The following is a 25,043-nucleotide window of genomic DNA, read 5'->3' as shown; positions in this document are numbered from 1 at the left end:
AAAGCGTTTTACCAAAATAAACAGTAGAAGGAGACAAAGCATTACTATGGCTAAAGACAAGAAAATGGTAGAGGCCATCACTTCCATGGAGGAAGATTTTGCGCAGTGGTATACCGACGTTGTAAAAAAAGCAGAACTGGTTGATTATACCAGTGTGAAAGGCTGCATGGTGATCAAACCTGCAGGTTATGCGATCTGGGAAAATATCCAGCACGAGCTGGACAGACGTTTTAAGGAGACAGGAGTGGAGAATGTATATCTTCCTATGTTCATTCCGGAGAGTCTGCTTCAGAAAGAAAAAGACCATGTGGAGGGATTTGCACCGGAAGTAGCCTGGGTAACACACGGCGGTCTGGAACCACTTCAGGAAAGACTCTGCGTGCGTCCCACTTCTGAGACACTTTTCTGTGATCTGTATGCAAGAGACATCCAGTCTCACAGGGATCTGCCGAAAGTATATAACCAGTGGTGTTCCGTGGTCCGCTGGGAGAAGACTACCCGTCCGTTCCTGCGCTCCAGAGAGTTCTTATGGCAGGAAGGCCACACAGCCCATGCCACAGCGGAGGAAGCAGAGGATAGAACCGTACAGATGCTGAACCTGTACGCTGATTTCTGTGAGGAGATCCTGGCGATTCCGGTTATCAAAGGACGCAAGACAGACAAGGAAAAATTCGCAGGTGCGGAGGCAACCTACACCATCGAATCCCTCATGCATGACGGAAAAGCCCTGCAGTCAGGAACCAGCCACAATTTTGGGGACGGATTTGCAAAGGCATTTGATATTCAGTATACAGATAAAGACAACACTTTAAAATATGTGAACCAGACATCCTGGGGCATGACAACACGTATGATCGGTGCTATCATCATGGTACACGGCGACAACAGCGGTCTTGTACTTCCGCCCAGAATCGCGCCGGTACAGGCAGTGGTCATTCCGATCCAGCAGAGAAAAGAGGGCGTATTGGAAAAAGCGTTTGAACTTTCCGATACACTGAAGGCAGCCGGAATCCGGGTGAAAGTGGATGAGACAGACAAGAGCCCGGGATTCAAATTCGCGGAGCAGGAGATGCGCGGTATTCCTATCCGTATCGAGTGTGGTCCTAAGGATATTGAGGCCAACCAGGCAGTCATTGTCCGCAGAGACACCAGAGAGAAGACAGTGGTATCCCTTGATGCTCTGGCAGAAAAGGCAGCAGAGATTCTGGAAAACATGCAGAGTGATATGCTTACGCGTGCCAGAACACACCGTGATGCACACACATATGTGGCAACTGATTATGAAGAGTTCAAACAGACTGTCAACGAAAAGCCGGGATTTGTAAAAGCCATGTGGTGCGGCTGCCAGGAATGTGAGGACAAGATCAAAGAGGACGTCCAGGCAACATCACGCTGCATTCCTTTTGAGCAGGAAACTCTATCAGACAAATGCGTCTGCTGCGGCAAACCGGCGAAGAAGATGGTCTACTGGGGGCGTGCGTACTAGAATGAAAATAGAAGTTCCTAAGAGAGTAAAAGAGATAATAGAAACCTTGCAGGAACATGGATATGATGCTTATGCGGTAGGAGGCTGTGTTCGTGACAGCCTCCTCCATTCATCTCCGGCGGACTGGGATATCACCACATCAGCCAAACCCATGGAAGTCAAGGAGCTGTTCCGCCGCACTGTGGATACAGGGCTTGCCCACGGCACGGTGACGGTTATGCTGGGAAAAGAAGGCTTTGAGGTGACAACATACCGCATTGACGGAGAATATGAGGACAGCCGTCATCCAAAAGAGGTGGTTTTCACAGGAGACCTGCGGGAAGACCTGCGCCGCCGGGATTTTACCATCAATGCCATGGCCTACAATGACAGGAAAGGGCTGGTGGACGCTTTCGGCGGCATCCAGGACCTGGAAAAGGGAGTGATCCGCTGTGTGGGTGACCCTTACGAGCGTTTCACTGAGGATGCCCTGCGTATTCTGCGGGCAGTGCGTTTTGCTGCCCAGTTAGGATTCTCCATAGAGGAGCGGACGAAAAAAGCAGCCCAGGAGCTTGCGCCCACGCTGGCTAAAATCAGTGCGGAGCGTATTGCGGCGGAGCTGACAAAGCTTCTTGTATCGGAAAATCCCCATCTGCTGAAAACAGCCTGGGAGGCGGGAATCACAAGGGTTGTTCTGCCGGAGTTTGATTCCATGATGGAAACCCTGCAAAATACACCTCACCACTGCCTGAATGTGGGAGAACACACACTGAAAAGCCTGGAGTATGTGGCGGCAGACAAAGTCCTGCGTTTTACCATGCTTCTTCACGACACAGGGAAGCCGGCATCCAGAACTACGGATGAGAATGGCAGGGACCATTTTAAGGGACACAGCCTGGAGAGTGAGAAGATCGCCAGGAATGTTCTTCAAAGGCTGAAGCTGGACAATGACACCATCTGTAAGGTGACAAAGCTGGTATACTGGCATGATCACAGGCCGGAACCCAATCCAAGATCCGTCCGCAGGGCACTTAATAAGGTAGGGGAGGAGCTGTTTCCTCTGCTTTTGAAGGTGCAGTATGCGGATACTATGGCGCAGAGTGAGTACCGGAGGGAGGAAAAGCTGGAGCGTATCAGGTACGTGGAGGAGATTTACCGGGAGGTGCTGGAGCGGAAGGAATGTGTTTCTGTGAAAATGCTGGCTGTGAATGGAAGGGATTTGATCGCAGCAGGGATGAAACCGGGACCGGAAATTGGGGAGATGCTGGAGAGGCTGCTGCAGATGGTGCTGGAGGAGCCGGGGAGGAATGAGAAGCAGGAACTGATGGAAATTGTTAAGGAGGAATTGCGGGGGGTGAATGTATAGGGATGATGGCGGCTCACGGATGGCGGCTCACGGATAGCGGCTCACGGATGGCGGCTCACGGATGGTGGCTCACGGACGCCCAAACATCCGGTGCGGTATGAGGGCGAGGGAGGCAGGGATACACCCTGGCTCCTGGCTCCGCGCCCCTCAGCTAACTTGCTCCCAGTTGCTAAATTCGTCCGCAACGGCTTCCTCATTAATCAACTGGGGCAAGTGGATCTTCGGCTCGCTCCGCTAGACACTCGCCAGTCTGTATCCCTGCCTCCCTCGCCCTCATGCCGCACCGGATGTTTGGACTGACGGTGCAAGTTGTGAGGGTGATGAACGAAAGTCCTCACGGTGAGGAGAGGTATTGGGAGCTGGAAGCCCACCATTTTATCGTGGAGAAGAAGTTTCTGAGGATGTAATAAATTCAGAATATTTTGTCGGCTATGAGTTTAATCGTTATTTACTCCAGGTTCAGCAAGCTATCACCATATATTGTCTAACCATGTAAATTGTCTTTTCTTAATGTGTTCTTAATAGCAATACCTTATAAGAACACCCTTTCCATCAAAGATTTAACAGAATAAAAAGCCCCCCTTCGCGGTATATTTGACCCTGATCCGGTCAACGCGGCCCTCTGTGCTTCCATCATCAGGGCCAATTCTTTCACAAAGTGTGACGCACAGCTTGCCGAAAGCAATTTTCAGACACACTCCGCCTGCACCCTACGCAACACCTCTGTCTGCTGCCGTCCGCCTGCACCTCCCACCCACAAATTTTTTTCACCTTCTACCATACCCATCTCCTGCATAAAATAGAGAGGACACAAAGTAAAGGGGGACAAGGAAGTGTATGATAGGGGTCTCAGCGTACTGGAGCAATACGGTCTGGAAGCAAAATCCACATACCGCGGAAGAGGTGCACTCATCTGCGACACCCAGGCCGGTCTGGTTCAAATCCGTGAATACAACGGTTCACCCAGAAAACTTGGCTACCAGGCCAAACTTCTGGAAATCGTAAGCACCCGCAACCAGATCAGCGTGGATTCACTCCTTCCGAATCAGGAAGGGGCATACGTCTCAACGGACAAAGACAACATACCCTATGTGGTAAAGCGATGGTACGAAGGAAGAGAATGTGACACCCAGTCTATGAAAGACATCAAACGCAGCGTAACAGCCCTGGCGAGTCTACATAAAACAATGAAAATGCCGGTCCAGACACACTATGTCAAAGAGCCGCTTCTCATGGAATATGAAAGGAAAAACAGGGAGCTGCGGAAAATCCGCAAATTTGTCTGCCAGAAACGGCGGAAAAATGACTTTGAGCTCAGGTATCTGGACAGCATTGCCTGCTATCTGTGGCATGCGGAGGAGGCTCAGAGGAGGCTTAACAGCTCGGAGTATGAAGATCTGCGGTGCAGGTCCCTGGAAGCTGGGGATGTCTGCCATGGGGAATACAACCAGCACAATGTGCTGATGCTGGCACAGAATACGGCTGTCATTAATTTTGACCGCTGGCACTATGATGTCCAGATGGAAGACCTCTACCAGTTCATGCGCAAAATATTGGAAAAGCATAACTGGGATCTGGAGATGGGAAGGCAGATGCTTCTGGCCTATCATGAGGAAAAACCTTTGAGTGTGCAGGAACTGGAAAACCTGCGCATCCGTTTTGCCTATCCGGAAAAATACTGGAAACTGGCAAACTACTACTACTCCCACAGCAAGGCATGGATTTCCGAGAAAAACTTGGAAAAATTGGAGAAACTCATAGCTCAGCACGATAATTGGATGAACTTTGTCGAAAATATTTCGGTATAAAGTTTCTGAAAACCCCTGTGCAATGTTTGAATTTTCATCAGTGATAGTGTATAATGTTATCCATAAATGGTTACGGTTCTGCTTTTTTTAGGTGAAAGGGGGCTGAGGCGTTATCCATAAAAGAAGCCGTCCGGCAGCCCATAGAGGAGTTGGTGCGTTGGACGGCACTATAAATCAACGTTGCACAGGGAGGTAGTAGAATATGGACTACAAAAAGCTTTATGAGGAATGGCTCTCCAACCCGTATTTTGATGAAGATACCAAAAAAGAGTTGAAAGCAATTGAGAATGACGAAAATGAAATAAAAGAACGCTTTTATAAAGAGCTGGAGTTTGGCACCGCAGGTCTCAGAGGTGTGATCGGTGCAGGTATCAACCGCATGAATATCTATACCGTGAGAAAGACCACACAGGGCCTGGCAAATTACATAGCAGCAGTGGACGGACAGACAAAGGGCGTGGCTATTGCCCATGATTCCCGCCGTATGTCCCCGGAATTTGCCAAAGAAGCAGCGCTGTGCCTGGCTGCCAACGGTGTGAAAGCCTATATTTTTGATTCCCTGCGCCCGACACCGGAGCTTTCCTTTGCCGTTAGAAAGCTTGGATGTATTGCCGGGATCAATATCACAGCCAGCCATAACCCGCCGGAATACAACGGGTATAAGGTATACTGGGAAGATGGCGCCCAGATCACCCCGCCTCATGATACCGGAATCATGGATGAGGTGAAAAAGGTTACAGATTTCAATACAGTTAAGACCATGGATGAGGAAGCAGCAAAGGCAGACGGCCTGTATCAGGTGATCGGACAGGAAGTGGATGACGCCTACATGGAAGAGCTGAAAAGCCAGGTGATCCACATGGATGCCATCAAAGCCATGGCAAAAGAGCTGAAAATTGTGTACAGCCCTCTGCACGGCACAGGAAATATTCCTGCAAGACGTGTATTAAAAGAGCTGGGATTTGAAAAGGTATATGTCGTAAAAGAGCAGGAGCTGCCGGACGGTGAATTCCCCACAGTCAGCTACCCGAACCCGGAGGCGGACGAAGCCTTTGATCTGGGCTTAAAGCTTGCAAAAGAGGTGGATGCAGACCTGGTGCTGGCTACCGACCCGGATGCAGACCGCTTAGGTGTCCGTGTCAAAGACGGCAAGACAGGGGAATACCACACCCTGACCGGCAATATGTCAGGCTGTCTGCTGGCTGACTATGAGATTGGCCAGAGAAAAGAGATGAATGGAGGACTGCCGGAGGACGGTGCGATGGTATCCACCATTGTTACCACCAATATGGCTGGCGCTATTGCCAGACATTACGGCATCCGTTTCATCGAAGTGCTGACAGGATTCAAATACATAGGCCAGCAGATACTGGGATTTGAGACATCAGGAAAAGGCACCTATCTGTTCGGATTTGAGGAGAGCTACGGCTGCCTCATCGGTACCCACGCAAGAGATAAAGACGCCATCGTGGCAACCATGGCCCTTTGCGAGGCTGCCGCATATTACAAGACCAAAGACATGACGCTCTGGGATGCCATGATCGCCATGTATGAAAAATACGGTTATTACAAAGATGATATCCAGTCCATCACCCTGAAGGGGATTGAAGGCCTGGAGAAGATCCAGACCATTCTGGAGAATCTGAGAAAGAACCCGCCGTCTGCCATCGGTGCTTATCAAGTGACCTCCGCAAGAGATTACAAGGCAGACACAATTGTAGATATGGAGACAAAAGAAGTGAAGGCAACCGGACTTCCAAGCTCCAATGTGCTTTACTATGACCTGAATGATGATGCATGGGTATGTGTTCGTCCGTCCGGCACGGAGCCTAAGATCAAATTATACTATGGTATCAAGGGTACATCACTGGCAGATGCAGACGAGAAATCCGCTGCACTTGGACAGGCTGTAAAGGAATTAATTGATAAAATGATGTAAAAAGGGGTATTTGCCCGAAGATTCCAAAAAATTTCCTTGTAAGCGCCATGTATGTGCTTGACAAACACAGGGAAAAAAGGTATAAATAACAGTAGGCTTCCACCGGGTAAGTGGTAAAAAGCCCTATGAGACTATGAAACTTATTGAGAAATAAGGGAGAATTCATTTAGGAGGAAATACTCATGAACAGAACAGAATTAGTTGCAGCTATGGCTGAGGCAACAGAATTATCCAAAAAAGACGCAGAGGCAGCTTTAAAGGCATTTATTGATGTAGTAACTGCAGAGATGAAGAAAGGTGAAAAAGTTCAGTTAGTCGGCTTTGGTACATTTGAAGTATCCGAGAGAGCTGCAAGAGAGGGAAGAAATCCTCAGACTGGCGAGACTATGACCATCGCAGCTTCCAAATCCCCGAAATTCAAAGCAGGCAAAGCATTAAAAGACGCTGTGAACGAATAAGAGAAAATGAGACTTGACAAGTATTTAAAGGTATCCCGTCTGATCAAACGCAGAACCGTTGCAAATGAGGCTTGTGATGCAGGGCGCGTCCTGATCAATGACAAGCCTGCCAAGGCATCCGCGCAGGTGAAGGCCGGTGATATCCTGGAGATCCAATTTGGCAGCAAGAATGTACGTGTGGAAATCCTGGACGTACAGGAAACGGTGAAAAAAGAGGCGGCCAGCGAACTGTTCCGCTATCTTTGAGCAGCCAGGCAAAATCCCATAGAGAGACCGGTTGGGCAGGGATTCCTGCCCCTAACTGTGAAGACACCGGACAGTTACGTGGATCTAAATAAATAAAATCGGTATATTGTTTTTTAACCCCCCATATAATCTTTTGAGAGAGATATATGGGGGATTTGCTATTTTGGAAGAGAAGCAGTTGAAGACCGCACATAAGCTGCAGATGACTGACAGGGAGTCGGGAAGCATAACCGGAGTGAAAGATGTGGTGGCTTTTGATGACGGGGAGATCAGTCTGATCACAAGCGCCGGTATGCTGACTATAAAAGGGTCTGAGCTGCATGTGACCCGCCTTGATCTAGATAAACAGGAGGTGGACATTGCAGGCCAGGTGGACAGTCTTGTCTACAGCCAGGGGACGGTTCTGAAGTCCAAGGGCGGAGACGGTATGCTGAAGAGGCTCTTTAAATAAGATGAGCGGCTATATGCAGCAGGAGCTGCTGTTTTTCTGCAGGACCTTTCTGGCCGGAGTCCTGCTTGCGGCAGCTTATGATGTACTCCGTATTTTCCGGAATGTCATATCCCACAAGGATTTTTTTGTAAGCCTGGAAGACCTGCTATACTGGTGCGTGGCAGGCGTTTTTCTTTTCTCCGTCATATATCTGGAGAATGACGGGATCATACGGGTATATGCCCTGGCAGGGATATGCCTGGGCGCGCTGATCTATCATTGGGGCTTGAGTGGTTTTCTGGTAAAATATCTTTCCATTTTTTTGTCAAAGATGAAGTGTTTGTTAAAAATACCGCTGAAACCATTACACTACATAAGAAAAAGGTTGAAATTTTGGCTGTCAGGAGTTAAAATTTCCTTAACTAAACAAAAGTCGATACGAAAAGTCAGGAAGAATCAGAATGAGAAGAAAAAAGAAAAAAAACCTGCAAAACAAAATCGCCATGGTTAGCGTGACGTTTGTAGTAGGTGTTTTATTTATAGGTTTAATGGCAGAAAGCAGCAGATTAGAAGGAAAAGCAGCGCAGTACGAGGCGAAAAAGAGCGAAGTAAGCGCTAAAATAAAGGACGAGGAAGCACGGACAAAAGAGATTGACGAGCTGAAAAAGTACATGCAGACAGACGAATACGCCAAGGAAGTGGCCAGGGACAAACTGGGGCTTGTGGAAGGAAATCAGATTATCTTTAAAGAGGAAGAATAAGGAACAGATTTTGTCTAAAAGTTTTTCGCTTTTGCAGCGTGTTTTTGACAAAGATTGAAGCCAAAAGCATCTATAATACACCTTTGATAGCGATTGCTTATTCAGGGGAGGTAATACCAGATGCAGGAATGGATCATTGCCATGCTCGTGGTCAGCGCCCTGTTGATACTGCGGGACATGGCAAAAACTATTTTTTCAGACATGAAAAAAAGTGCAGCCACTTTGGTGTACGACCAGCATCCACAGAAAGAGAAAATGCAGCGCTATGCACGATCCTTCCAGAAACTTGCAGACAGCTTTTACGGTATGCCATACCGCAAGGACTACTTATCAGGCGGGGAACTGGAAGAACTGGTGGAACAACTAAGAGAGAGACAGTGTAAGACATGCCCGGCAAACCATATCTGCTGGAAACAGCATTCCGTGCAGTCATACCAGAGAGTCTACAGCCTTTTCCGGGTTATGGAGGAAGGGGACGAGGAGAAGCTTCGGGTGGCGAAAACGGAATTGACAGGGGTCTGCATCAACCAGGGCAAACTTACGCAGGAAATGCAGAGGTTAATGGAGAGAGAACGACAGAATCTGATGTGGAATAATAAACTTTTGGAAAACCGGATCGCGGTTGCGGAACAGTTAGGAGAGATGGCACAGCTTATGAAAGTGCTGTCCAGGGATTTGTTCGACATTGTCCAGACGGACCCTGTATTCCGGGAGGAATTTGCCAAGAGACTGAAAAAGAAGCATATACTTCTCAAGAATGTCTGGATGCTGCAGCAGCCGGACGGGAAAATACAGTATTTCTGCGAGCTGCGCGCAAAGGGACAGGCCTGCATCTCCGCTTCGGAGGCGGGGGCAGTGCTCACGAAAATGTGCGGAAGCAGAATGACGCCCAAGGTGGAAGGCAAGACTCTGATCACAAGGGAATTCACAGTTGTCCGTTTTGTGGAGGAAGTGAATTTCAAGATGCTGTACGGAGTGGCTAAGGTGACAAAGGAGAGGGAGACTATTTCCGGGGATAATTACATGTGCACCACAGAGGACAACGGCCAGTTTTTCATGTGCCTGTCCGACGGCATGGGTTCCGGCCTGGAGGCCTGCCGGGAGAGTGAGAATGTGGTGGACATGCTGGAACAGTTTGTGGATTCCGGTTTTACCGGGGAGACAGCAGCCAGAATGGTCAATTCTGTTTTAAATCTGCAGACCAGGGAAGGGAAGTTTTCTACTGTGGATATTTCTATTGTGGATTTGTACTCCGGTATGTGCCATTTCCTGAAGGCAGGGGCAGCTACCACATTTATCAAGAGAGACCACTGGGTGGAGGCTATTTCCTCCACAAGCCTGGCGCTTGGACTGGTGCAGCAGGTGGATTATGAATCCACCAGCAAGAAGCTCTACGAGGGTGATTTTATCATCATGGTGACAGACGGGGTGCTGGATGCCCTGCCTCCGGAGAATGCGGAGGATACCATGAAAGAGATAATCCTGCAGACCCACGCAGAAGCGGCACAGGACCTGGGAAGAGGGATTTTGGAGCGTGTGCTGGCCCAGTGCGAGTACAAAGCCACGGATGATATGACAGTGCTTGCAGCGGGACTCTGGAAAAAGTAATGCGGAAAGGATTTAAATACCAAATGGACCAAGGAAAAAATATGGAGGAAAAGGTATTTTCTTATATAGAGCAGTACAGAATGATAGAAGCGGGCGACCGGGTGATCGTCGGAGTTTCCGGCGGGGCGGATTCGGTGGGCCTGTTGTTTTTGTTGTGGGAGTACCAAAAAAAGGTGCCGTTTTCCGTACAGGCAGTACATGTAAATCATCAGCTGCGGGGCAGTGAGGCGAAGCGGGACGAGGAATATGTAGTCCGGATCTGCAGGGAGCGATCCATACCCTGCAGCGTGTATTCTTATGATGTGGAGCAGATTGCCGGTAAGAGACATATGACGGTGGAGGAGGCAGGACGGGCTGTGCGCCAGCAGGCTTTTAGTCTGGAGAGCAAAAAGGCGGGCGCAAAAAAAACAGCACTTGCCCATCACCGGGATGACCTGGCGGAGACGGTCCTTCATAACCTGGCAAGGGGAAGCGGTGCCGCGGGCCTTTCGGGAATCCATCCTGTGCGCCGGATGGGGGACGGAGTCTATATCCGTCCCCTTTTGTGTGTGGGAAGAAGTGAAATTGAGAGCTGGCTGCTAAAAAAAGACATCCCATGGATGGAGGACAGTACCAACAAAGAGCTGTCCTATACCAGAAACAGAATCCGCAAAAAAATCCTGCCGGAGCTTAAAGCAGTCAATTCCAGGGCTGCAGAACACATTGCGAAAACGGCGCAAACTTTTCTGTCCGTGGAGGAATATCTTGGGCAGCAGGCGGATATGCTTTATAGTAGGTATGTCAAAGAGGATCAGAGCGGACTTTTCCTTGCGGAGGAGATTTCTGCGGAGCATCCGGTGATGCAGGTTTATGTTGTGAAGAGAGTGCTGGCATATCTTGCAGGCGGGGAGAAAGACATCACTTCCGCCCATGTGGAGGAAGCCTTGGAACTGCTGGGGCAAAGGACAGGGAGACAGAAATCCCTGGCACACGGCATTACGGTGCAGCAGTCCTACGGCGATCTTCTGTTTTATAAAAAGGGGAATCAGGAAATCCTTCCCAAAGAGCTGGAATTCCATATTTTTTCCTGGGAAAACCAGCAAATTCCGGAAAAAAAGTATACGAAATGGTTCGATTATGATAAAATAAAAGGAAACCTCACCGTGAGAAAACGGCAGCCCGGGGATTATCTGACTGTCACCTCCGCGGGAGGAAGAAAAAAATTAAAAGATTATCTGATAGACTGCAAGATCCCCAGACAGGAGCGGGAGAACCTGACCCTGCTGGCGGACGGGTCCCACATCGTATGGGTGGTGGGCTACCGTATCAGTGAATATTACAAAATTACCGGGCAGACAAAGACAGTAATCAAAGTACAGGTCAAAGGAGAAAAGGAAGATGAGTGAAACAATCAGGCAGCTGATCAGCGAAGAAGACGTGGACAAAAAGATCCGTGAGATCGGAGAGCAGATAAGCAGGGACTATGAGGGCAGGCAGGTGCATTTGATCTGTGTGCTCAAGGGTGGTGTTTTTTTTACCTGTGAGCTGGCAAAGCGGATCAATGTTCCGGTGAGCCTTGATTTTATGTCAGTATCCAGTTATGGAGATGACACCAGTTCCAGCGGTGTAGTCAGGATCGTAAAGGATCTGGATGAGAGTATAGAGGGCAAGGATGTGCTGATCGTGGAGGATATCATTGATTCCGGCAGGACACTGAGCTATCTTATCGAGGTGCTGAAGCAGAGAAATCCTAACAGCCTTCGTCTCTGTACCCTTCTGGATAAACCGGAACGGAGAGTAAAAGACGTGAACGTGGATTATGTCTGCTTTAATATTCCGGATGAATTTGTAGTTGGATATGGGCTGGATTATGCACAAAAATACAGAAACCTGCCTTATATTGGTGTGGTGGAATTATAGTGATATAAGGTGAAAGGAGAACATGACGTGAACAGACAGGCAAAAAGCTGGCTGCCCAGCGTCCTTTTGATCGTTGTACTGGTCATAGGGGGATACTGGATCTTCAGCCGGCAGCTCACAGTGAATAACGAGTACAGCGAGGCAGAATTCAAAGTTGCGGTAGAAAATGATCAGGTTGTGGAAGTGTATATCCATCCCGAGAAAGTAAGTCCTTACGGCAAAGTCAGTGTGGAACTGAAAAACGGGGACCAGGAGCAGTTCAACACAACAGATGTCCAGAAGTTAAGTGATTTTCTGGCGGAAAAGGGGGTAGAACCCAAAGTAGGAGACGTGCCGGGGGACAATACCTTTATGTCTTCCATTCTTCCCCTTATTTTAGTGGGGGTCATGGTCATCTTTGTCTTCAATCTTATGAGCCGGCAGATGTCTGGGGGCAGCAATGCCAAGATGATGAATTTCGGCAAGAGCCGTGCCAAGATGACGGTGGACAGTGAGAAGAGTGTCACCTTCAAGGATGTGGCAGGACTCCAGGAGGAGAAGGAGGAGCTTCAGGAGATCGTGGATTTCCTGAAAAGCCCACAGAAGTATGTAAAAGTGGGTGCCAGGATCCCAAAAGGGGTGCTGCTTGTAGGCCCTCCGGGAACAGGTAAGACCTTGCTTGCAAAAGCCGTGGCAGGGGAAGCCGGAGTTCCGTTTTTCTCTATCTCCGGTTCGGACTTTGTGGAGATGTTCGTAGGTGTAGGTGCATCCCGTGTGAGGGATTTGTTTGAGGAAGGCAAGAAGAACGCCCCCTGTATTATATTTATTGATGAGATTGATGCGGTTGCCAGAAGAAGAGGTACCGGTATGGGCGGCGGCCATGACGAGAGAGAGCAGACCTTGAACCAGCTTTTGGTGGAGATGGACGGCTTCGGCGTCAATGAAGGCATCATCGTGATGTCAGCTACCAACCGTGTGGATATTCTGGACCCGGCAATCCTGCGTCCCGGCCGTTTTGACCGTAAGGTTGGCGTTGGAAGACCGGATGTGAAGGGCAGAGAAGAGATATTACAGGTCCATGCCAGGAAGAAACCTCTGGGCGAGGACGTGGATCTGAAAGAGATCGCCAGGACCACAGCAGGCTTTACCGGTGCTGACCTGGAGAATTTAATGAATGAGGCGGCTATCATTACCGCCAGGGACGGCAGATATTTCCTGACCCAGAAAGATATCCGCCAGGCATTTATTAAGACGGGGATCGGCGCGGAAAAGAAAAGCCGCGTGATCTCCGAAAAAGAAAAGAAAATTACCGCATACCACGAAGCAGGCCACGCAATTCTGTTCCACGTGCTGCCGGAGATGGGACCCGTGCACACCATATCCATCATACCCACCGGAATGGGCGCTGCAGGTTATACCATGCCTCTGCCGGAACAGGATGAAATGTTCAACAGCAGGAATAAAATGCTGGAGAACATTATTGTGGACCTGGGCGGCCGCGTAGCGGAGGAACTGATTTTCGGGGATGTGACAACAGGAGCCTCCCAGGATATCAAGCAGGCCACACAGCTTGCCCGCTCCATGGTCACCCAGTATGGTATGTCCGATAAAGTAGGGCTGATCAATTACGGATCGGATGAAGACGAAGTGTTCATCGGCCGGGATCTGGCCCATGCCAGAAATTATGGCGAGCAGACAGCGGCTCTGATCGACAGTGAAGTAAAACGTATCATCGATGAGTCTTATAGCAAGGCGAAAGAATTGATCAGTGCACATATGAATGTTCTTCACGGATGTGTGGAGCTGCTGTTGGAAAAGGAAAAAATCGGACGGGAAGAGTTCGAGGCATTATTTCAGGAAAATGCGGTGTCAGAAAGCTAAATTGTAGGTTTGAGGACTGGTTTTGTACAGATTTCCGAAAGAATGGGAAAGGCGTATTTTTGATGGATGTGAAAATGGTCAAAAATTCGTTAAAAATTTATTTAAGATTGTGCACACTTTTTCCGTGCTGCATGGTATTATAATAACTGTAAAAACCCCCCAATACATTATATAGTTTTTGCTACACCCCATAAGAAGAAATACCTTCTCCAAAAGAGGCAGTCGTAAGACTGTCTCTTTTACTTTTCAGAGGGCAGAAAGTAAAAAATTGACTTTCGTTTTCAAAAAGTAGTTGTATATGCAGCAAGGGTGGGATAAAATAGATTAATGATGGGAAAGTGTACCCATGACCAGTATTGATTAGAATTTTTGCAGCTATAAGGTGACTGCATAGGTATAGTAATTCAGAAAAAGCAGAGATACAGGACTTTTTCGACTGAATGATGGAGAGGATGCATTATGAATTACGAATATATGAAGAATGCACAAAAAATTCAGGAGTATGTGACCAACATGCGTCCTGCTTTCAATAAACGTGCGGTGTTCAGTGATGAGACAGAAAATTACAGGACACCTTTTGAACCGGAGCCGGGAGATGTTGTAAATGTGAGGATCCGCACAAAGAAAAATAATGTGGATTTGGTCTATCTGGTATACGAAGACAAGAAAAAAGTGATGGACCTGGCTGACTCCAGGGATGGTTTTGATTATTTTGAAGCCAACATTCCCCTTGGCACTGAGACGGTCAGGTATTATTTTGAGATATATACAGGCAAGCTGAATTGTTATTACAACAGGATGGGCGTGGTGCGGGAGATTGACCCACACTATTCCTTCGGTATTGTGCCGGGCTTCAAGACACCGGAATGGGCCAAAGGCGCGGTTATGTACCAGATTTTTGTGGACCGTTTCTGCAATGGCGACATGTCAAACGATGTAGTGACAGGAGAATACTGTTATATTGATGAACATGTCCAGAGAGTGGAGGACTGGTACCGCTGGCCCCAATCCATGGATGTGAGGGATTTCTACGGCGGAGATCTGCAGGGCGTTTGGGATAAGCTGGATTATCTGCAGGAATTAGGTGTGGATGTGATTTATTTTAACCCTATCTTTGTGTCTCCCTCCAATCACAAATACGACAGCCAGGACTATGATTACATTGACCCTCATTACGGGAAGATTGTCAGTGACGGGGGAGATTCTCTTAACTGGGGGGACAAGGATAATTCTCATGCCTCCAAATATATTAAGAGAGTGACAGACTACGAGAACCTGGAAGCCAGCAATGCGTTTTTTGCCCAATTTGTGGAAGAAGTACACAAAAGGGGCATGAAGGTGATCCTGGACGGAGTGTTCAATCACTGCGGTTCGTTTAATAAGTGGCTTGACAGAGAGCGGATCTATGAGCATCAGCAGGGATATGAGAAGGGTGCATATATCACAGGGGACAGTCCTTACCGCACCTTCTTCCGTTTCCACAATGAATATGACTGGCCTTATAATCAATTTTATGACGGATGGTGGGGGCATGACACACTGCCGAAGCTTAACTATGAGGACTCCCCCATGCTGTACGAATATATTATGAAGATAGCCAGGAAGTGGGTGTCTCCGCCCTATAATGTAGATGGATGGCGTCTTGATGTGGCTGCGGATCTGGGACACAGCAATGAATATAACCATCAGTTCTGGAGAGATTTCAGACGGAATGTAAAGGAAGCCAATCCTGAGGCGATCATCCTTGCCGAGCATTACGGGGAGGCGAAATCCTGGCTGCAGGGTGACCAGTGGGATACCGTCATGAACTATGATGCCTTTATGGAGCCGGTGACCTGGTTTTTGACAGGAATGGAAAAGCACAGTGATGAGTACAGTGAGGGAATGTTTGGGAACAGCGACTGCTTCATCAGTGCCATGCAGTATCATATGGCCAGTTTTTACGCACCTTCCTTAATGACTGCCATGAATGAACTGTCCAACCACGACCATTCCCGTTTCCTTACAAGGACAAACCACAAGGTGGGCCGTGTAGCACATCTGGGGTCCGAGGCGGCAGAGCATGAGATCAACAAGGCGGTCTTCAGGGAGGCTGTTGTCATGCAGATGACATGGCCCGGCGCGCCCACCATTTACTATGGAGATGAGGCCGGGCTGTGCGGATTTACGGACCCGGACAACCGGAGAACCTATCCCTGGGGCAGGGAAGACCGGGAACTGATCCAGTTCCACAGAGACATGATCGCCATTCACAAGGAGAACCGGGAACTGATAGAAGGCTCTTTAAAATTCCTGGCAAATGATTACCAGCTTTTGTGCTACGGAAGATTTACGGACAGGGCGAAGACCGTGGTGGCTGTGAACAACAGCGACCAGACTAAGATGGTGGAACTGTCTGTCTGGGAACTGGGTATATCCAGAAGCAGAGAGGCCCATTTTAAGCAGCTCATGGTGACAGGAGATTTTGGGTACAGCCTTATCAAGAAGATCCATGTCTGTAAAGGCGGCGTTGTCCGGATGAGGGTTCCCTCACACGGTGCGATGGTCATTCGATGTGAAATAGAAAAAAACAGCAGAAATGCATAAAAGCAGCAAAAAAGACCGGCTCAATCTTGGGCTGGTCTTTTTAAAAAGCGGCAGACCGGGATGGGAATTTGTCTGTTGCTTTTTGAGTTCCATAACGGAGTATTTGAAAACTTTTTCATGGAATCCGTCTGCATATCTACATCCGTTACAGGATATACAAGCATTTGAAGACAGGGCTGTTTCAACGCTTCCTGTTCATAATTATTACAAATCAATGCAGCAATGGATGCACCGGCACTATCTCCAGCCACTCCAATCTTTTCCTTTTCAATCCCAAATGCATCTGAATTTTCCATAATGCATTTATATAACGCCAAAACATCATCATATGCTGCCGGATATGGATACTTAGGGGTTAAATGATAATCCGGGTAATAAACCCTGCATTTTACTTTCATTGCATATATACAGGCAAGTTTTTTATGATAGGCGGAAGCCTTATAACTGAATGCTCCTCCATGTACATAGATCAAACAGGGCAGCTTTTCTTTTACATTTGATGGCTCAAATATCTCCACCTTAAATTTTGCCCCCTTATGTCCTGTAAGAGTAATATGCCGATCAACAACTCCCTTTGGAACCCTTGTTAAATGAAAAGATATAACCCGAAAGATATTGGCACACTTTATGATCATTTTATTATAAGGTACGTTTTTAGCTATTTGCGTTAATTCAGAATTGATCTGTTTTATGTATTTCATTTATAGATATGCCCTTCTTTTATTATTCCTACTAATTTGCATACTCATATTATACCACTGTAGTGAAAAAAAAATAAAGGGGGGCTGTCGGTTAATACACATTATTCTTTTTTGCACCTGGGGTCTATGAAACGATAGCCCACGCCTCGGACATTTTCAATGCAATCTCCGTCGCCTAGCTTTTGCCGCAGGCGGCTTACGCTTACGGGGATGGCGTTGGTTTCGTCACCCTCAAAATCATCGTTCCATACATAGTAACGCAGTTGTTCATGGGTCAGCACCCGCCCTGCCTGAGAGGAAAGCACATATAGCAGATCAAACTCCCGGCGGGTAAAGTCCAGTTCCCGCCTATTGTATAGGACGCGACGGGTTAAGGGGTCGATCATCAGGTTTTCAAACGTGACGATGGTATAGCACCGCTGGCCGGGCAAGGGTGGGGCGGCGGAGGAATAACGCCGGAGTAGGGCCTGGGCCCGGAGCAAGCACTCCTGGAGTTCCAGGGGCTTTTCCAGAAAATCATCCGATCCCAATCGGAATGCCCTCGCCTTGTTCTCAATGCCGCCCAGGGAGGACAGCACCTAGATCGGCATATTCCGCATTTGCCGCATAAAACGGAGTAGTTGAAAGCCGTCTGTTTCCGACAGGGAGAAGTCCAGTATCACAAGCTCGTAGTTATGACGATTTAGGCGCTAAATACCGTCTACCACGGACATGGTGTAATAAGCACTGATGCCGTATTCAGTCAAAGCGTACTTAATGGCTTTGCAGTTTTTCATATCGCTATCAATAATCAAAACTCGGTGCTCCGCGTTCATAGTGCAGCCCTCCTTTCTGGTGAATGGCCTTACCACCTCTGGACATTTTGTCTCGAAGTAGTGGGTAATGTTAGCCTGCCAAACTGGAAGTTCATTTTGAAGGCCTTGATTTCTCTTCAGTCGTTTATGTATTTTGTAAAAGCTCCAAGTAGTTTTCAGGTTCTTCAATTAAGAAGCTACAATGAGCATATCCCTTCTTAATTATGAAGTTACAGTTTTTAAATTTCCGTATAGCAGGAAGGCTAAATCGCGCGATTTCAGCAGTACCATATATAAAAGTAACCGATTGATTCTCGGAAAGTTCGATCAGCTTTGGTAATTGATAAGTATAGCAGGTTTTGGTCAAATTCTTAATGGTTCTATCACTCATATGCCCACAGACTTTTTTCATTTCTGTGGACATAGTAGGAAACATTTTATCCAATATGTTAGACTTGCATGGATATTTAGCGGACTTATAAGACACTCGACTAAATATCGTCTCCATTATTTTAATGATTGGGTTAGGAAGATGAATAAATGGTGCTCCATCTAAAAATATTTTATGTATTGTCAGTTGCCGTCTTATAAATATATCAAAAGCTACGATCCCACCTAAAGATGAGCCTAAAAGAATTTCAATGTCACAAAAATTATTGCGTCGCAGATAATTGATAATCTCGGTACTCTCAGCATGTGCAGATTGAAAAGGGGGTGTCTCTATGTCACTTGTTGTATGGGCTGATAATGTGGGCAAAACAATAAAATATTCTTCTTGCATCAACTCGATTAGCGGATTAAACATATTGCTTGTTGCAAACATGGCATGTATAAGTAAAGCAATAGGCTTTCCCGGTTTTCCAATAGTTTTAAAAACCATTATTCTCTCCTCTCAGTAATCGTCTAAAGCATTATCTATGGTTTTTAGCATTTCTTGCACAATTTCCAAACTACTATCAGGGAGCCTTGCCGATAGTGTAGATAATTTTTCCGTAAGCTCCTTATGATAAGTCAAATGATTTTGAAAAATTTTTTCACCATCTGGCGTTAAACTGATTAGCACTTCATTGTTACCATTAGGAGACAATGCTTTGCAGATAAGACCTTTTTTGAGAAGTTTACCTGTTGTTTGAGATACAGCTCCTTTCGTAATACCTAGAACATTAGCAATCTGTGTGGCGGTCAATGAGCTATATTGGCCGATTATCTCAATCATATGTACTTCTGAGCTATACAATAGATGTTCAGTTCCGTAGTGTCTCGGCTTATTTGTTTTACTATTAAATTTGTTGATTATTTTATATATCATTTCAAAGAAATTGATGGTTTCATCGCTCATAATTACACCTCGATACAATTTAGCAGGTAAATCAATTTAGTTACTAAACCCAGATTAACATGATTATATATAAAAATCAAGCCTTAATGATTATCTTTACTAAATGGGTTACGCATGTTCTGGCAAGCAGGGAAAGCGTATAACGCTTGCTATTTTTGCGTCGTGTGTCCAGCGAAGCTGTACCACACTTGCCGGTGTAAGTCCGGTCACGGTAATCGCCAGTGAGCCGTGTAGCTAAACTCGGTGCGTTGTAGTAATACAGGGTGCTAAGCGAGTGGATAAAGTAACCCGATAAGGGAGCGAGCAATCATGCAGACCGTAACATAAAGTGAATTCTGCCGTATCGTTAAAAAAAGGTCTCGAAAGAGAACAAAGGGAAGTTGAGCCTTGGGTATATGGGCGAAAACCATGGAACGTGTGAAGATACTGGAAAGCAACACGGAGGAATCCCTCGGTATAGAGGAAGCGGTATGTATGAAAAGTGTGGTTCGGAACTGGAGAGACCCTACCCATCACCGAAAGGTAAAGAGAAAGCGTATAAGCTTGGCGAAGTCGTATTTCTGATGGGAGGGAGTCGGAGGGGAACATAGTACCGATAATGACTGTGCAAGAAAACGCAGTCTATGGAAAGGTTCCCTGCTTCATTCATGTTTGTAGAGAGGGTAAGAGTGAGAGAATGTAATGAATACTAACAACTCCAAAGAAAAAGTTCGACAACTTCAAAACAAACTATATCTGACAGCCAAGAAATGTGATAGCCGAAGATTCCATGCACTATACGATAAAGTATATCGGGATGATGTGCTTTTCGAAGCATGGAAACGAGTAAAAGCTAACAAAGGTTCTAGTGGTGTAGATGGTATCAGTATCGAAAATATTGAGACGATGGGGATTGAGAAATACCTAACAGAAATCAAATCGGAACTGATGGATGGAAAATACAAACCATTCCCAGTAAAACGTGTCATGATACCAAAACCAGACGGAAGTGAAAGACCACTTGGAATACCAACGGTTAAGGACAGAATTGTGCAGATGGCTACAAAGATAGCGATAGAGCCAGTATTCGAAGCTGACTTTAGAGATTGTTCCTATGGATTCAGACCAAAAAGAAGTGCAAAACAAGCACTAGAGGTGGTAAGAAAAGCATGTAACAACAAAGGCTATTATGTAGTAGATGCAGATATCGAAAAGTTCTTTGATAACGTAAACCAAGATAAACTGATGTTGCTTGTGGAACAACGCATATCGGACAGAAGAATTCTGAAACTGATAAGACAGTGGCTTAAGTCAGGGATACTGTATGGAAATATCCTAACAGTCTCTGAATTAGGAACAGCCCAAGGTTCGGTGATATCTCCGTTACTGGCAAATATCTACCTAAATACACTAGACAGACTATGGGAAAAGTATGGACTTACTCATGGAATTCTTGTAAGGTACGCAGATGACACAGTGGTTATCTGTAAGAACAAGAAAAGTGCAAATCATGCACTGAATCTGCTTCAATACATCATGGGAAAACTGGATTTAAAGATACATCCAGTGAAAACAAAAATTGTCAGTATGTGGGATGGTAAAGAAGGATTTGATTTTCTTGGTATGCACCACAGAAGAATGACAACGGAAACAAGCAAAGGGCAACTGTATAAAGAAACATACCAGTACCCAAGCAAAAAAGCCATGAAGAAGATGAAAGCAGAAATCAAAAGGAATGTTAATAACCGATGCATGCTGGTTGCAAAGGAAGAAGATTTAATTAAAAATCTAAATCCGAAAATCACAGGATGGAAGAATTATTATTCAACCAAAACTAACGAAAAATGGATGCTGGCACTGGATTGGTATATTATCTGCACCTTTACAAGATGGTATAACAAGAAACACCAAAGACGAAATCATATGTCTAAGGTAGGCTTTGTTAGAAAAAGTATTTGCGAAAAAGGACTAAAGAAAATGGCTAGCGCATGACGTAATGCTGTAGAAAGAAGAATGTCGGAAAGCCGTGTGAGGGAGAACCTCATGCACGGTTTGATGAGGGGCGAGTGAAAATATCACTCGCCTACTCTACCCCGGCGCTATCGCGCCTGCTTCTTATCCGAACGCAAAAATGCCCGACTGAAATTCATAAAATCTCAATCGGGCATGGAGATACCTATTTCCTGTTGGGTGAAATGGGTGTTCAGCTATATAGACACAGCACCCCAATGGTGGGGAGTGACTTTTTTTAGTAAGTTAAAACTATGCAGCGTAAACACGGCGATACCTCCTTATTACCGCCGTGTAGCTATGTTTTATATTATGGGCATGGCTATCCTGCCGCCACAACAACGGTTTTTTTATTACCGTTGGGCGGTGTTTGATTTATAAGTTCGTTTCTTTTTTTAATCTGGAGTGTGCCCATCCAAAGCTGATACAACCTAATACAACAAACCGAGCCATCACAAGAATTATTTGTTTTATGTCAATTTCTCCATATAAAATGAGAGAGCGTAATGCGTTCATTGTATGGGTAAATGGATTTAGGTTGATTGCAACCCCTAAAGCCCCTGTAATACTGTTTGCCGGAAACAATGCCGTGCTTAGGAAGAAAATGGGCAGTACAATGGCATTCATCACTGTTTCATACATTACTTCATTTGGAAGTATAAGGCTAATGCCGTAACATAGTCCTGCCATAAAAAACGATGATAGAAAGACTAAAACTACCGTATAAAAAACCACTGGGATGCTGATAGGAATTTTCACAAAAAAGAACAGGCTTACAATTACCATAATTGCCACTTCAAGAAACGAACATAACACCGCTTCTAAAAGTTGCCCTAATACAATAGAGCTGCGACGGATTGGGGCGATAAGTACACGGTAAAAGCTGCCATCTGCTTTCATCAGATAATTCATAATTCCACCGCTGCTGCAAGTGCCAAAGCTAACCAATACCATTAGACCCGGCAAAATAAAAGCGGTATAGTTTTCAATTCCTGTGTTTTGCATGGTTTGCCCGGCTATGGCACTATAAAGAACAAGCCAAAGCATCGGCTGCAAAATGGTGATTACTATGGTAAAGGCATTGTGAAACCGCCACTTAATATTTCTATGCAAAATAGTTAAGACACTCATGCACATTCCTCCTGTTCATTTTTAGCAGTTAAGCGTAAGAAAACATCTTCTAAAGTCGGCTGTGCGATTTGAACACCATTACAAGGGATGTGCTGCTCTAACAAAAAGCGGATTCCCTTTTCCATGTCAGTATGGCTGTCCTTCGTGTTGATGATGATTTCAGTATTTCTCTCAAATACAAACTTGTCAGAAAAACATTCTTTTAGTGGCAATAAATACTTCTGTGCCTCCGACTTAGTGGCAAACTGAATTTGTAAACTGTCCTGTCTAATAAAGGAGCGTAATTCCAAAGGTGTACCTTGTATCACATCTTTTCCGTCTTTCATAATGCAGACGGTATCACTTAGATTATCTGCTTCTTCCAAATAGTGAGTTGTCAGGAAAACGGTTGTTCCGAAATCATCACGGATTTTCCTCATCATTTCCCACATACTCATACGGGATTGAATATCCATCCCAACGGTAGGCTCATCCAAAAATAGAATTTTAGGATTTGTCATCATGTTTAGTGCAATATCAAGCCGCCTTTTTACACCGCCGGAATAAGAGGATACGGGATATTTTCTATATTGTTCCAATCCAAAATCCGCAATCAAGGTTTCCATTTTCTTTTTTGCTTCTGCTTTGGGGATTTTATAAAGTCGGCTTTGAAACATCATATTTTCCTCTAAGGATAAATGCATGTCAATGGAGGTTTGCTGTGCGACACAGGCAATTTCAGAGCGTACCTTGTCTGCCTGTCCTGCAATATCTTTTCCGAGCATGATAAGATTGCCCGAAGTAGGCTTTAAGTAGGTGGTTAATATCTTGATTAAAGTGGATTTTCCTGCACCGTTCTGACCTAACAAAGAAAAAATTTCGCCCGTCTTAACAGAAATATTCAAACCGTTTAACGCCTGTACGCCGTTTTTATACTGTTTTACTACATTTTGAGCTTCAATCGCATACATCATTATTCCTCCATAATGGGAAACTGCACCTCTGTAATATACTTGCCGAGATTTCCTTTTATAAGCATTCCCGGACCTTTAATGAAAACTTCACGAAAAGGAGGTGCTAATATCAACTTGTTTTCCTTTGCATATTCGTCAATGGCAGCATACGCATGAAAAAGCGTTTCATAAGAGCCAACATGAGTAAGGCAAACCGCCTTTATCCGTGGCAGCTCTTTTACTTCCACACCGTTTCCGTTTGGCATCATTTCTGTCGGCACACAAAGTTCCATTTCAGCGACCTTTGTTTCTTGGTTCATGGATAAATAGCTAAACAAGGGTGCTCCATTTGCCTTGCCCATGATAGACTTGAATACATTAGGGAACACTTTGTTTGCTTCGGTAGCAACTCCTACATACTTCATATAAGCCACACGAATAGGCTCAATATCTTTGATTTCAACTCGATAATTCATATTTCAATTCTCCTTTTCTTTTTTTACGGCAATCCAAACTTGGGAGTAACCGTTTATGGCCTTTCCGTCTGAAATAGGGTATACCTCAATATCGGGTAGTCCTGCATATTCATAGCCGGAAAACAATAACCATTCTTTATAAAAACGTTTAAAAACACTTTGAACGCTTTCTTTGTATCGTCCGTCATTTTCAAAAACCACCCATGTTGCCGCAGGGATTTTATATTCGTACATACCCACAGGAACAGGGGCATCGGTAGCGGCTGCAATATAGTAAAAAAAGTTTTGAGGATTTTCGTAGACAGTAATACCCAAAATTCCCTTTGGTTCTTCTGTGGAAAGACCGCATATTTGTGAAAACCCTGCTCCTTTAAGTGTGTTATTCCAAAATTCGGGAACGTTCCTGTGGTTTTCCTCCATATCCTCTACCAATGGAGTACGGATACCGACAATTCGCATTTCTTCTTTGTCCTCAATGTGATAAGACATAGCACTTCCTCCTGTGACTTCAACCGAAAACTTGATTGGTGGGTACGCATTTAATAGACTTCCTCTGCTTTTTGCAGCAGCAGGGGTAATGCCATGAACACTTTGAAATGCTCTGTTAAAAGATGTTGGGGACGAGTACCCATATTCAAATGCAACATCCACCACTTTTTTCTCTGTACGCTGCAACTCAAAAGCAGCCTGCGACATTCTGCGGCGGCGTATATAATCAGCTAATGTAATTCCTGCAACATAGGTAAACATACGTTGAAAATAATAGGTCGAGCAGCACTCAATTCGGGCGGCTTCGTCATAAGAGATTTCTTTATCCAAATTATTTTCAATATACTCTATGGCATTGCTCAAATTTGTCAACCATTCCATGCTCTTTCCTCCTCATACACATCTTATATGAATAAATATTTATATTCCTCGCTTTTCTTGTCCTCTTTTGTAAAGTCTATTATAATAAAATTTTTATATCAATTGTTTATTAAAAGAAATAGTGAAATCCAAAGGGGTACAGCAAATTCAAAAATTGCTGTACCCCTTTGATATGATTGGTTCTTGCATTACTCTAATCACAATATATCAGTTCATTAAAGAAGATATCCTCCACCTGTGCCTTGACCATATTCATAAGTCCAACCCATTTCAGTTGGTCGGTAGCTTTAAGCTGCTCCGTAATGCCCGCCCTTCCGCTGAATGGGTGGACAAGGCGGCCAATCCCTTAAAGTGCTTGGCCGCTCTTTTTCTGATTTTGGGGCGT

At 45.6% G+C, this 25,043-nt stretch carries 25 protein-coding genes and 2 pseudogenes; 16 read left to right on the top strand and 11 right to left on the bottom strand.

The window, feature by feature from the left end; translation table 11 throughout:
* Positions 1 to 46 precede the first annotated feature (46 nt).
* The 3 genes and pseudogenes from proS to A4V09_RS26480 form a co-directional block, all read left to right on the top strand.
* On the top strand, positions 47 to 1,486 hold the full coding sequence (proS, locus tag A4V09_RS13555; RefSeq protein WP_065542827.1) for a proline--tRNA ligase: 1,440 nt from the start codon (positions 47 to 49) through the stop codon (positions 1,484 to 1,486).
* 1 nt (position 1,487) lies between these two features.
* Entirely contained in the window at positions 1,488 to 2,831 is a 1,344-nt protein-coding gene (locus A4V09_RS13550) for a CCA tRNA nucleotidyltransferase (protein WP_065542826.1), read from the top strand.
* Between the two features lie 590 nt (positions 2,832 to 3,421).
* A pseudogene (locus A4V09_RS26480) lies at positions 3,422 to 3,484 on the top strand (hypothetical protein); the annotation flags it as partial.
* Here A4V09_RS26480 and A4V09_RS26830 read toward each other — a convergent pair.
* Positions 3,461 to 3,529, bottom strand: a pseudogene (locus A4V09_RS26830) (hypothetical protein); the annotation flags it as partial. The pseudogenes A4V09_RS26480 and A4V09_RS26830 sit on opposite strands and share 24 nt — an antisense overlap.
* Before the next feature lie 135 nt (positions 3,530 to 3,664).
* On the opposite strand from A4V09_RS26830, the gene A4V09_RS13545 reads away from it, so the two are divergent.
* The 12 genes from A4V09_RS13545 to A4V09_RS13490 all read left to right on the top strand — a co-directional run bounded on the left by A4V09_RS13545 (position 3,665) and on the right by A4V09_RS13490 (position 16,426).
* Entirely contained in the window at positions 3,665 to 4,639 is a 975-nt protein-coding gene (locus A4V09_RS13545; RefSeq protein WP_065542825.1) for a CotS family spore coat protein, read from the top strand.
* A gap of 202 nt (positions 4,640 to 4,841) precedes the next feature.
* Positions 4,842 to 6,578, top strand: a complete 1,737-nt coding sequence (locus A4V09_RS13540) for a phospho-sugar mutase (RefSeq protein ID WP_065542824.1) — start codon at positions 4,842 to 4,844, stop codon at positions 6,576 to 6,578.
* Positions 6,579 to 6,760: 182 nt separating this feature from the next.
* Entirely contained in the window at positions 6,761 to 7,036 is a 276-nt protein-coding gene (gene hbs / locus A4V09_RS13535; protein WP_018593723.1) for a non-specific DNA-binding protein Hbs, read from the top strand.
* Positions 7,037 to 7,042: 6 nt separating this feature from the next.
* A complete protein-coding gene (locus tag A4V09_RS13530) occupies positions 7,043 to 7,282 on the top strand; it encodes an RNA-binding S4 domain-containing protein (protein WP_033143651.1) in 240 nt (79 codons plus the stop codon).
* Positions 7,283 to 7,445: 163 nt separating this feature from the next.
* A complete protein-coding gene (yabP, locus tag A4V09_RS13525) occupies positions 7,446 to 7,733 on the top strand; it encodes a sporulation protein YabP (RefSeq protein ID WP_065542823.1) in 288 nt (95 codons plus the stop codon).
* 1 nt (position 7,734) lies between these two features.
* On the top strand, positions 7,735 to 8,223 hold the full coding sequence (yabQ, locus tag A4V09_RS13520) for a spore cortex biosynthesis protein YabQ (RefSeq protein WP_065542822.1): 489 nt from the start codon (positions 7,735 to 7,737) through the stop codon (positions 8,221 to 8,223).
* Complete coding sequence (locus tag A4V09_RS13515) at positions 8,174 to 8,473, top strand: septum formation initiator family protein (protein ID WP_065542821.1); 300 nt, start codon at positions 8,174 to 8,176, stop codon at positions 8,471 to 8,473. The genes yabQ and A4V09_RS13515 overlap by 50 nt, the downstream gene beginning before the upstream one ends.
* A 120-nt stretch (positions 8,474 to 8,593) precedes the next feature.
* Positions 8,594 to 10,081, top strand: coding sequence for a SpoIIE family protein phosphatase (locus A4V09_RS13510; protein WP_065542820.1), 1,488 nt, complete (start codon positions 8,594 to 8,596; stop codon positions 10,079 to 10,081).
* A gap of 23 nt (positions 10,082 to 10,104) precedes the next feature.
* Positions 10,105 to 11,466: a tRNA lysidine(34) synthetase TilS gene (gene tilS, locus A4V09_RS13505; protein WP_242963832.1), complete on the top strand. Its 1,362-nt coding sequence runs from the start codon at positions 10,105 to 10,107 to the stop codon at positions 11,464 to 11,466.
* The gene (gene hpt / locus A4V09_RS13500; protein WP_065542819.1) at positions 11,459 to 11,980 is read left to right on the top strand and encodes a hypoxanthine phosphoribosyltransferase; all 522 of its coding nucleotides are present in this window, start codon (positions 11,459 to 11,461) and stop codon (positions 11,978 to 11,980) included. Before tilS ends, hpt begins: the two co-directional genes overlap by 8 nt.
* Positions 11,981 to 12,007: 27 nt before the next feature.
* Positions 12,008 to 13,840: an ATP-dependent zinc metalloprotease FtsH gene (gene ftsH, locus A4V09_RS13495; protein WP_065542818.1), complete on the top strand. Its 1,833-nt coding sequence runs from the start codon at positions 12,008 to 12,010 to the stop codon at positions 13,838 to 13,840.
* Between the two features lie 459 nt (positions 13,841 to 14,299).
* On the top strand, positions 14,300 to 16,426 hold the full coding sequence (locus tag A4V09_RS13490) for a glycoside hydrolase family 13 protein (protein ID WP_065542817.1): 2,127 nt from the start codon (positions 14,300 to 14,302) through the stop codon (positions 16,424 to 16,426).
* Positions 16,427 to 16,446: 20 nt separating this feature from the next.
* On the opposite strand, the gene A4V09_RS13485 is transcribed toward A4V09_RS13490, so the two are convergent.
* The 5 genes from A4V09_RS13485 to A4V09_RS13470 form a co-directional block, all read right to left on the bottom strand.
* Positions 16,447 to 17,127 (bottom strand): alpha/beta hydrolase, encoded by a 681-nt coding sequence (locus tag A4V09_RS13485; protein WP_065542816.1) that lies wholly within the window; start codon positions 17,125 to 17,127, stop codon positions 16,447 to 16,449.
* 101 nt (positions 17,128 to 17,228) lie between these two features.
* Complete coding sequence (locus tag A4V09_RS13480) at positions 17,229 to 17,657, bottom strand: response regulator transcription factor (protein ID WP_157123504.1); 429 nt, start codon at positions 17,655 to 17,657, stop codon at positions 17,229 to 17,231.
* 159 nt (positions 17,658 to 17,816) lie between these two features.
* Positions 17,817 to 17,942, bottom strand: coding sequence for a hypothetical protein (locus tag A4V09_RS25770; protein ID WP_274537203.1), 126 nt, complete (start codon positions 17,940 to 17,942; stop codon positions 17,817 to 17,819).
* Positions 17,943 to 18,066: 124 nt separating this feature from the next.
* Positions 18,067 to 18,801, bottom strand: a complete 735-nt coding sequence (locus A4V09_RS13475) for an alpha/beta fold hydrolase (RefSeq protein ID WP_065542814.1) — start codon at positions 18,799 to 18,801, stop codon at positions 18,067 to 18,069.
* Between the two features lie 12 nt (positions 18,802 to 18,813).
* Positions 18,814 to 19,260, bottom strand: coding sequence for a MarR family winged helix-turn-helix transcriptional regulator (locus A4V09_RS13470; protein WP_065542813.1), 447 nt, complete (start codon positions 19,258 to 19,260; stop codon positions 18,814 to 18,816).
* Positions 19,261 to 19,941: 681 nt separating this feature from the next.
* On the opposite strand from A4V09_RS13470, the gene ltrA reads away from it, so the two are divergent.
* Positions 19,942 to 21,231 carry a group II intron reverse transcriptase/maturase gene (gene ltrA, locus A4V09_RS13460; protein ID WP_065542812.1) on the top strand — a complete coding sequence of 430 codons (1,290 nt, stop codon included), beginning with the start codon at positions 19,942 to 19,944 and terminating at the stop codon, positions 21,229 to 21,231.
* A 393-nt stretch (positions 21,232 to 21,624) separates the two neighbouring features.
* Here ltrA and A4V09_RS13455 read toward each other — a convergent pair whose 3' ends face one another.
* The 5 genes from A4V09_RS13455 to A4V09_RS13435 all read right to left on the bottom strand — a co-directional run bounded on the left by A4V09_RS13455 (position 21,625) and on the right by A4V09_RS13435 (position 24,932).
* Positions 21,625 to 22,380, bottom strand: coding sequence for an ABC transporter permease (locus tag A4V09_RS13455; RefSeq protein WP_065542811.1), 756 nt, complete (start codon positions 22,378 to 22,380; stop codon positions 21,625 to 21,627).
* Positions 22,377 to 23,333, bottom strand: coding sequence for an ABC transporter ATP-binding protein (locus tag A4V09_RS13450; RefSeq protein WP_242963831.1), 957 nt, complete (start codon positions 23,331 to 23,333; stop codon positions 22,377 to 22,379). The genes A4V09_RS13455 and A4V09_RS13450 overlap by 4 nt, the downstream gene beginning before the upstream one ends.
* Positions 23,333 to 23,788: a GyrI-like domain-containing protein gene (locus A4V09_RS13445; RefSeq protein ID WP_065542809.1), complete on the bottom strand. Its 456-nt coding sequence runs from the start codon at positions 23,786 to 23,788 to the stop codon at positions 23,333 to 23,335. Before A4V09_RS13445 ends, A4V09_RS13450 begins: the two co-directional genes overlap by 1 nt.
* A gap of 3 nt (positions 23,789 to 23,791) precedes the next feature.
* Positions 23,792 to 24,658, bottom strand: a complete 867-nt coding sequence (locus tag A4V09_RS13440; RefSeq protein ID WP_065542808.1) for an AraC family transcriptional regulator — start codon at positions 24,656 to 24,658, stop codon at positions 23,792 to 23,794.
* Positions 24,659 to 24,851: 193 nt separating this feature from the next.
* Entirely contained in the window at positions 24,852 to 24,932 is an 81-nt protein-coding gene (locus A4V09_RS13435) for a hypothetical protein (RefSeq protein ID WP_508297277.1), read from the bottom strand.
* Between the last annotated feature and the right edge of the window lie 111 nt (positions 24,933 to 25,043).

It is taken from the genome of Blautia pseudococcoides, assembly GCF_001689125.2.
Taxonomy (GTDB): domain Bacteria; phylum Bacillota; class Clostridia; order Lachnospirales; family Lachnospiraceae; genus Blautia; species Blautia pseudococcoides.
This window is presented reverse-complemented; position numbering and strand designations above follow the sequence as displayed.